4 protein-coding genes are annotated in these 8,525 nt (G+C 73.9%); all 4 read left to right on the top strand.

Features of this window, described 5'->3' with window-relative positions; all coding sequences use genetic code 11:
• Nucleotides 1-362 precede the first annotated feature (362 nt).
• Genes ACH4E7_RS39965 through ACH4E7_RS39950 form a run of 4 tightly spaced genes read left to right on the top strand, consistent with a single transcriptional unit; the run spans nt 363 to nt 8,503 of the window.
• On the top strand, nt 363-1,877 hold the full coding sequence (locus tag ACH4E7_RS39965; RefSeq protein ID WP_396254126.1) for a TIGR02677 family protein: 1,515 nt from the start codon (nt 363-365) through the stop codon (nt 1,875-1,877).
• Between the two features lie 34 nt (nt 1,878-1,911).
• Nucleotides 1,912-3,144, top strand: a complete 1,233-nt coding sequence (locus ACH4E7_RS39960) for a TIGR02678 family protein (protein ID WP_396254125.1) — start codon at nt 1,912-1,914, stop codon at nt 3,142-3,144.
• Complete coding sequence (locus ACH4E7_RS39955; protein ID WP_396254124.1) at nt 3,144-7,229, top strand: TIGR02680 family protein; 4,086 nt, start codon at nt 3,144-3,146, stop codon at nt 7,227-7,229. Before ACH4E7_RS39960 ends, ACH4E7_RS39955 begins: the two co-directional genes overlap by 1 nt.
• Entirely contained in the window at nt 7,226-8,503 is a 1,278-nt protein-coding gene (locus ACH4E7_RS39950; RefSeq protein WP_396254123.1) for a TIGR02679 family protein, read from the top strand. Before ACH4E7_RS39955 ends, ACH4E7_RS39950 begins: the two co-directional genes overlap by 4 nt.
• The last annotated feature ends 22 nt before the right edge of the window (nt 8,504-8,525 follow it).

The raw sequence follows: 8,525 nt of genomic DNA, 5'->3' as shown, positions 1-8,525 counted from the left end.
GATGGTACTGCAGGGGGGACCCTGTGGGAGAGTAGGACGCCGCCGAACAATTCTTCAGAAGAACCCCCATCCGGATTCCGGATGGGGGTTCTTCGCATTCCAGCGCCATTCCTGGGCACGGCTCAAGGCCCCTGCCACCCACCGGTCCCGGCGGAACCGGCGGACGATGAGGTTCGGCGCAGCGACATCGCGGAAGGGCGCAGTGAGGCCTCGTCGGGCGGTCGGAGCGCCCCGTGCTTCCACGGTGCGGCGCCCGGAATGGAGATCCGGGCCGGTCCTGTCGGTGCGTCCGCGTACTGTGGTGCCCGTCAGGGGGCTTGGGGCCCAGGGGAGGGGAGCCATTGCGCAGGGTGCCGCCGGAGATGTTCCGGTTCACGACGGGGGACAAGGCCGAGCTCTACGGTGCGATCCTCCAGGCCTTCGGCGCGGCCAACGAGCGGCTGGAGACCGCTCTCGGGCTGGACGAAGTCCGCTCCCGTCTGCGGACGGTGGGCTGGCTCGACACGATCCACGACGACGATCTGCAGGAGGCGCTGCGCAAGCTGCGGGAGTGGCAGCTGCTGGGCGTCGTCCAGAACCACGCGGAGAACTACCGCACCGCCGAGGAGTACGAGCGCCGCAACCTCCAGTACTCGCTGACCCGGCGCGGCGAGGCCGCGTTCGCCGGGGTCGAGCACGCCCTTGCCGTACTCGCCTCGACCGGTGCGCTCCAGACGGCGGTGCTGGAGGCGATCACGGACCGGCTCGACGAACTGTACGTCCTGCTGGGGGATTCCGCGTCCTCGGACCGTCGGGTGTTCACGACGTTGCAGGAGCTGGAGGGGCACCTGGAAGCGCTGCTGGCCAACACCAAGGCGTTCAACGGGGAGTTGCAGCGCCTGCTGCGCGCCGAGGGCGCGGACCTGGCGACGTTCCGGGAGGTGAAGGCCGCGACGGTGGCCTACCTCCAGGAGTTCCTCGTCAACCTCGATCAGCGGGGGCAGGCGGTCGCCTCCGCCGTGGAGCGGGTCGAGCAGCGCGGAGTGGGCCCGCTGCACGAGCGGGCGTTGCGGGGGGCCGAGCTGCCGCCGGTCGCCGGCGGCGATCCCGCGCCGGCGTGGCTGGAACGGCGCCGGGCGCGCTGGGAAGGGCTGCGGGCGTGGTTCCGGCCGACGGACGGGGCACGTCCCCGTGTCGAGCAACTGCACGACGTGGCGCGGCGGGCGATCGTGACGCTCCTCCAGGTCCTCGACCGGATCACCGAGTCGCGACGTCGCTCCTCCAGCGCCGTCCAGGACTTCCGGGAGCTGGCCCGCTGGTTCGCCGCCGCACCCACCGAGGACGACCTGCACCGCCTGTGGGCGGCCGCCTTCGGTCTCGGCCCGTCCCGTCACGCCCATCTCGCCCACCCCGACCCGGAGTTGGTGTCGTCGTCGGACACCTGGGCCGAGGCCCCGCCGGTCGAGGTGTCGGCCCTGCTGCGCACCAGTGGCCGCACGGAGCGGTTCACGCGGACGGGCAGGGTGCGCGACATCGGCGGGATCAAGGCGACCCGGGCCGAGCGGGCCCGGAAGGAGCGCGCCGAACTCGAAGCGGCCTGGGACGTCCTGGGCACCGACGGGCCCGTGCGGCTCTCCGGCTTCGGCACGCTGGACCACTCGGTCTTCGAGCGACTGCTCGACCTCCTCGGCAGGGCGCTGGCCGTACGACCGGACGGCAGCGGTGCGCGTCGGGCCGTCACCTCGGACGGTCGCGTCGAGGTCGTCCTCCGGCCGCTGCCCGACGGCGGACGGGCCGTCCTGCGGACGCCTCGGGGAAGGCTGGAGGGGCCTGACTACCTGGTGGAGATCCGCAGCCCGGGCACCATGCGGGAGCCCGCTGGACAGGAGGCGCGATGAGCGAGCGGAGCCGGCGGACAACCAAGAGGTGTCCATGAGCACCCTCGCGAACCAACTGGTCCTGGCCGAGCGGCAGGACGTCGCCCGGGGCATCAGACTGCTCCTCGGCCGACCGCTGGTCACCGAGCGCGGCGACCCGAGCGCCTTCGAGCTGGTCCGCCGCCGGCAGGACCCGCTGACGAAGTGGTTCGATTACTACTGCGGCTGGCAGCTGGTGGTCGAGCCGCGCCTGGGGTACGCGCGCCTGCTCAAGATCCGGGCCGTCCCCGACGCCTCGCGCCCCGCCCGCCGACTGCGGTCCGGCAAGGCGCCGTTCGACCGCCGCCGCTACACCCTGCTGTGCGTCGTCGCGGCCGAGCTGCTGCCGGTCCCGGTGACGACGGTCGGTCTGCTCGCCGACCGCGTCGTCCAAGCCTGCGCCACCGATGAGGCGCTGCCGCCCTTCGACACGGCGAGCAGGCCCGAGCGCATGGCCTTCGTCGACGTCCTCAAGCTGCTGGAGTCCTACGGCGCGCTTCTCACCGTGGACGGTGTCACAGAGAGCTTCGCGGACTCGGCGCAGGCCAAGGTGCTCTACCGGGTGGACGCCACGGTGCTGATGCGGCTGCTCGCCGCGCCCGTCGGGCCGTCCCGGCTGGCCGTACCGGCGGAGGAGACCGCGCTGCGGTTCGAGGAACTCCTGCGCGACACCGTGCGCGAGAGCCGGTACGGAGGTGCCGACGCCTCGGACGCGCAGCGCAACCTCCGGCTGCGGCACTCGCTGCTGCGCCGGCTCCTCGACGATCCCGTCCTCCACCACGACGAGCTCTCCGCCGACGAACTGGCGTACCTCACCTCGCCGACGGGCCGCCAGATCGTCCGGCGCGCCGCCGAGCAGGGCGGCTTCGTGCTGGAGGAACGGGCCGAGGGCCTGCTCCTCGTCGACCCGGAGGGGATCGCCACCGACAGCCGCTTCCCGGACGATTCCGCGACGGCCCGCGTCGCCGCCCTGCTCCTGCTGGAACCGCTGACGGCTGCTCCGGACGGGCTGACGCCGGAACAGCTCGGTGCCGAGGCGACCGAACTGCTGTTGCGGTTCCCGGCGTGGGCGAAGAGCTACCAGTCGGAGGACGGAGCCCAGCGCCTCACGGCCGATGCCGTCCGCGTCCTCGCCGACTTCGGCCTGGCCCGCCGGATCGGCGACCGCACCGTCCCCCGGCCCGCGGCGTTCCGGTACCGGGCCACCACGGCCGAGGGCGCCGCAACACGAACCAGAGAGGACCGCTGATGACCGTGACACCACCCCCGCAGTCCGCCACGCTCCGGAGGACGGCGGAAGGGGCGCGGTGGCAGCCCTCCCGGGCCGGCATCCTCAACGTCTGGCGCTACTACGACGAGACCTTCACGTTCCACGAGGGCCGGCTGCTCCTGCGGGGGCAGAACGGCACCGGCAAGTCCAAGGCGCTGGAGGTGCTGCTGCCGTTCCTGCTCGACGCCAGCCTGCGGCCGAACCGGCTGTCGACCTTCGGCGGCTCCGAGCGCACCATGCACTGGAACCTGATGGGTGAGGGCGCGTCGGGCAAGACCCGGGTCGGATACGTGTGGCTGGAGTTCGTCCGCGACGACGGCGGCCCCACCTGGTTCACCTGCGGTGCCAGGCTCCAGGCCAGCGTGCACACCACTGGTGTCACCGTCGACTACTTCACCACCGGCGCGCGGATCGACCGCCCCGGCGGCCTCGCCCTGGTCAACGAGGCGGGCCAGCCGCTCACCCGCGCAGCCTTGGCCGAAGCCCTGCGGGGCCGTGGCGAGCTGCACGGATCACCGGCCGACTACCGCACCACGGTCCGGAGCACGCTCTTCCCCGGGCTGAACGAGCAACGCTACGACGCCCTGATCACCGCCCTGCTCCAGCTCCGCACCCCCAAGCTCTCCGAGCGCCTCGACCCGTCGCTGCTGTCCTCCCTGCTCTCCCGGGCCCTGCCCCCGCTCGGACAAGGCGAGATCACCGAACTGGCCGAGGGCTTCGAGCGCCTCGACCGTCAACGCGAACACCTCAAGGCACTGGACGACGAAGTGGCCTCGGCCACCGCCGTCGCGGCCCAGCAACGCGGCTACGCCCAGCGCGTCCTGCGCGCCGGGGCGGCCGCGCTCATCTCCGCGACGACCGAGATGGACAACCTGACCCGGATCGCCCGGGAGAGCGAGGAGGAGCACGCCGGAGCCTTGCGCGAGCGCGAGGAGAGCAGGGGTGCGAAGGAGGAACTCGAACACCGGGTGCAGGAGATCGACGGCGCCATCGAGGGGCTCCTCGACTCCGAGATCTACCGGCAGGGTCAGGAACTCGACCAGCTCCGCCGCCGGGCCGACCACGCCGCCCGGACCGCCGCCCGCCTGCGCGCCGCCGCCGACCGGAAGGCTGGCACGGCCACCGAGGACGCCGAGCGTGCCGACGAGGCACGGCTGCGCTCGGAGCAGCGGGCCGAGCACACCGGCGCCGCCCGGGAGGATGCCCGCGGTGCGGCGCGGCGGGCAGCCATGGAGTCCCTCTGCACCGAGGTGCAGGCGATGCTCGGCACCGCGCCGGGTCCGTCCGGCGACGCGGAGGAGCAGGGGCGCGCCGCACGCCGCCTGCTCCGTGGTGCGGTCGCCTCGCGACACGGCCAGATCGCCCGGGTCCGGGCCGCCGTCGAGCACCACGAGCGTTGCGTCGCGGACCGGACGGCGGCGGAGGACCACCTCGACACGGCACGCGGGCGGCTGGCCGAAGCGACCGCGCGGCGCGACGGCAACGCCCGGGGGTACGAGACCGCCGTCGACGCCCACGCCGAGCTCCTGCGCCGGTGGGCGGCGGCCGACTGCACCGAGTTGCGCATCGACGACGCCGAGGAACTCGCCTCCCGCGCCGCCGTCGAGACCGACGTCCTCGCGCTGGTCGAAGCCGCCGCCCGCGCCGCCGAGAGCGACCTCACCGCCGATGAGACGACCGCCCGCGCCGGCCGGAACGACGCCCGCGCCCGGCGTGACCGGATCGCCGAAGAGCTGGAACGCACCGCGGCCGCGGTCGACCTCCCGCCGCTCCCACCACGCACCCGCACGGCCGACCGGTCGGCCCTGCCGGGGGCGCCGCTGTGGCGACTGCTGGTGTTCCAGCCGCACGTGCCGCCCGCCGACCAGGCCGGCATCGAAGCGGCTCTGGAAGCGGCGGGCCTGCTGGACGCCTGGATGACCCCCGACGGCGGCATCGCCGTCCCCGGCCACGACACACTGGCCGACCCGGCGTCGGCCACTCCCGCAGCGGGCCCCTCACTGCTCGACGTCCTGTCCCCCGAACCCGACGGCCCGGTGCCGGTCGGTCAGGTCCGGCGGCTGCTCGCCGGCATCGCCTACGGCTCCACCCTTCCCGCGGGACACCCGGCCGCCGTGGCGGCCGACGGAAGCTGGCGGCTCGCGACGGCCACCGGCACGTGGACGAAGGAGGAGTCCAGCCACATCGGCGCCGCGGCCAGGGAACGCGCCAGGCAGCGGCGGATCACCGAACTCTCCGCCGAACTGGCCGAGGCCAACACCGACGTCGCCGGGTTCGAAGCGCGGCTGCGCACCCTCGCCGACCGCCGGCTGCGCCTCGGCGCCGACCTCCGGTCCCGGCCGCACCACCGGGAGGTCGACCAGGCCAGGCGCGCTTGGGAGAAGTCCGAGTCCGAGGTGGGCGCCCGCGAGGACTCCGTCCGCGAGGCCGTCGAGCGGCTCGCGAGGCAGGAGGACAAGGTCGCGTCCGCGCTCCGCGCCCTCGCCGTCGCCTCGGCCGAGCACGCCCTGCCGACCGAACGCACCGCCTTGGACGTCACCGCCACGGCCGTCGACGCGCTGCGCGAACAGACCGACCTCTGGCTGGACGCCCACCTCGCCTGGGTGGCCGCCCAGCACGCCTGGGACACCGCCCGCACCCATGCCGAGGCCTCCCAGGCGGTCGCCAAGGAGAGCGTGGCCGAAGCCGAGGACGCCGACGCCACGGCCCGAGGGCTCCGATCCACGCTCCGGGCCGTCGAGAGCACCGTCGGTGAGGACTACCGCCAGGTGGCCGCCCGGATCGGCGACCTGCGGACGTCGCTCGACCGGACCCGCCGCGAGATCGATGCCGGTACTCGGGCACTCATCGCGCTGGAAGGCCGGATTGGCTCGCTGAGCGCTACCATGGCCCAGGACGCGGCCCGGCGTGACGACGCCGTGGCGGCCCGCAACGGGGCCGCCCGCGCCTTCCGGCGCCTCTGCGTCCTCGGTCTTCCCGAGGACGCGGGCCTCGGTCTCGTCCTCACCTCCGCGGACGGCACCCGCGCCACCCTCGAAGCGGCCCGCGAGACCGCCGCGACGTGGCCCAACCTGCCGCACGGCACCAGGAACCTCGGCGACGCGCTGAACCGCCTGTCCGAAGCCGTCCACCGTGCCCGCCAGAGCCTCAGCAGCCGCGCCGACCTCGAACTCGAAGCCGACGAGGACATCCACGTCCTCACCGCCACCGTTGACGGCATCCGGGTCGGCGCGACCGGCCTCCTCACCATCCTCACCAACGACCGTGACCGCAGCCAGGACGACATCACCGCCGCCGAACGCGGTCTCTTCGACCGGACCCTCACCGGTGACACCCGGCGCCACCTCGCCTCCCGCATCCGCCAGGCCGGTGAACTCGTCGAGCGGATGAACGGCCACCTCGAACGGGTCCGCACCGCCTCCCGGGTGGCCGTCCGCCTGGTCTGGCAGATCCACCCCGACCTGCCCGCCGGCACCCGCACGGCCCGCGAGCTGCTGCTCAAGGACCCGGCCCGGATCACCGAGGCCGACCGCGAGGCCCTGCACGCCTTCTTCCGGGGCCGCATCGAGGAGGCCAAGACCCGCAACACCGCCGCCACATGGGAGGAACAGCTCGCCCAGGTCCTCGACTACACCGCCTGGCACCAGTTCGTCGTCAAGCTCGACCGCGCCAACGGCGCCGGCTGGCAACTGCTCACCAAGAAGCTCCACGGCGCGCTCTCGGGCGGCGAGAAGGCCATCGCCCTCCACCTGCCGCTCTTCGCCGCCGTGGCCGCCCACTACGAGGCGGTGCCGCAGTCCCCGCGGCTGATCCTGCTCGACGAGGTCTTCGTCGGCGTCGACACCGTCAACCGCGGGCAGGTCTTCGCCCTCCTCGCAGCGCTCGACCTCGACCTGGTGCTCACCTCCGACCACGAGTGGTGCACCTACCGGGAGCTCTCCGGCATCGCCGTCCACCAGCTGATCACCGGCGGTGACGGTGACGACGCCGTCACCAGCGCCCGCTTCACCTGGACGGGCACCGACCTGCTGCCCGCCGACACCGACACGGACGAGCCGACATGACGGACCGCCACCGCCTCGACCTCCCCGAACTCCGGCCCCTCTGGTCGGCCGTCCACGACCGCCTGTCGACCGGCCGCCCCGTCAGCCGAGTGCGGGTCGGGCCGCTCGACGACGCCGGACGGGAGGCCCTGGCCGACCTCCTCGGGCTCGACCGGCTGCCCGGGGCCGAACCGACGATTCCTCTCGCCGGACTCGAAACCGCCGTGGTGGACGCCTGCGGCCGGCCTGTCCGGGAGGTGGTGACCGCGATCCTCGGCCCCATCCACGACCGGGCCGCCGAGCGCGAACACCAGGCCGGCCAACGCGACGCCCTGTGGGGGTGGTTGGCCGGGCACGAGGTGGTCGCCGCCCAGCCCGTCCTCGCGGAATGGGTCGGCCACCTGCGGGCCGGCGGCCTCGTCGACGGCTCACCCGCCCGGACCCGGGGCCTCCTGTCCGCCGCGCTGACCGTCCTCGCCGCACTCCCGGCCGACGGCGAGCCACTTCCGGTCCTCGCCGCGCGTCTCCTCGACGGCGACTCCCACGCCCTCGACGACGGGACACGGCTGTCCGCCCTCGTCCTGCGCGCCCTGGCGGTGCAGTACGGCACCGACCTGCCGGACAGCGCGGAAACCCGGCGCGCGCTCTGGAGCCGGGCCGGCGTCGCCGACGCCGAACTCTCCGCCACCGTGCTCGCTGTCGGTCTCCGCCCCGAGGGCGAAGGCCCGGTCGCCGGAATCTCCCGCATCTGTGCCGGAGCCGGGCACCCCGTCAGCCTCACCCTCGCCCAACTACGCTCACCCGGTGAATTCACCGGCCCCGCAGGGCCGGTGCACATCACCGAGAACCCCAGCGTGCTCGCCCTCGCCCTCCGACGCTTCGGCTCCCACTGCCCGCCGCTCGTCTGCACCTCGGGCTGGCCCAACACCGCCGTGCTCCACCTGCTGCGCCGACTCGCCGACGACGGTGCCTCCCTGCACTACCACGGTGACTTCGACGGCGAGGGCATCCGTATCGCGGCCCACGTCCTCGCCAAGACCGGAGCCGTCCCCTGGCGCATGGCAGCCTCGGACTACCGGTCGGCCGTGGACCGGCTCCCCACGGGCCCGGATCCCGGGCGCCTCACACCTGCACCGTGGGACCCGGCCCTCACCGAAGCGATGGCCGAGCTGCGGACGGCCGTCGTCGAGGAGGTGGTCGCCGACGTCCTCCTGGACGACCTGGCCGAGGGGATACGGGGCCAGGCCGGCCGACGGAATGACGGATCCCAGGGCCGACCGAATGTCAGGCTGTGAGCCGGCACCACCCGACCCCGGG

The organism is Kitasatospora sp. NPDC018058 (assembly GCF_044327205.1).
In the GTDB taxonomy this organism is placed as follows: Bacteria; Actinomycetota; Actinomycetes; order Streptomycetales; family Streptomycetaceae; genus Kitasatospora.
Note: the sequence above shows the minus strand (reverse complement) of the source record. Positions and strands in the feature narration are given on the sequence as shown.